Annotated in this window: 1 pseudogene; it reads right to left on the bottom strand. The window is 64.0% G+C overall.

The annotated features are described in order from the left end of the window. Nucleotides 1–13: 13 nt before the first annotated feature. Nucleotides 14–946 (bottom strand): annotated as a pseudogene (locus tag AB3X94_RS41720) (IS21 family transposase); the annotation flags it as partial.

Raw genomic sequence — 946 nt, 5'->3', positions numbered from 1 at the left:
GTAGCAGCGGTGTTCATACCGGCACCTCGTCATCGAGCAGCGTGTCGTAGAGTGCCGCCGATGGCGTCTCAACCACCACTTCGGGACACTGGGGCTGATGCGGTGCAAATTCGTGACGCAACTGCTCCAGCTCGGGTAACTTGCCGGCAGCGAGCAGCGCATCGAGCCGTTCGGCCAGGATTGCCTCGACGCCGTGATGCGCGGCCAGTTCGAGTAGCCCGACCATGAGCTTGCAGGCTTCGCGTTGTGCCAGTCTTGCCTCAAGCTGCTCCCAGGTGCGGCGATACGCTTCGCGCGGAAACAGGTCGTCGCGAAACGCCAGGCCCCTGAAGGCCTGCGGCTTACGTTTGAGTGCATCGATGAAGTGTCGGTAATCGAGGGCGCGGCCGCGGCCGTAGGGCACACGCGAGCCTCGCTGGGTGCTGTGCACCAGTGCGCCGGACAGATAGCAGTCGAGTCGGTCGTTATAGAGCCGTACCCGCAGGCGGTGGCCGATCAGGCGCGATGGTGCGCTGTAGAGGATCCCGCGCACGGTAAAGGTGCCACAGCGGGTAACGCGCGCTTCTTCCTCGACGAAGTCGGTCGTGCGACGCTCGGGCAGATCGTGCAGATGCTCGCGCTCAACGTTGAACCCAGCAGCATTGCGCCGGTTACGGCGCATGACGACTTCGCGAACGAACCCGTCATAGGCAGCACGTTCTGCAAAGTCGCGATGACCCCGCAGCATCAACGCCTGATCGATTGCCTCCTTCAGGTGACGATGCGATGACTCCACGCTGCCGTTCTCGGGGCCCCGGCCGCGGTTGTTGCGCGTGCCGACCATGCCGTAATGCTCGAGCAGCGCGGTATAGCGGACCGTGAAGTCGTCCTGTTCCTGCAGATTCCTGAACGCCGCCGACAGACTGTCGGTGCGGTGTTCCCGTGGGCATCCGCCGGCCTGCCACAA

Origin of the sequence: Paraburkholderia sp. BR10923 (assembly GCF_040948765.1) — a bacterium.
Lineage (GTDB): Bacteria > Pseudomonadota > Gammaproteobacteria > Burkholderiales > Burkholderiaceae > Paraburkholderia > Paraburkholderia youngii.
This window is presented reverse-complemented; position numbering and strand designations above follow the sequence as displayed.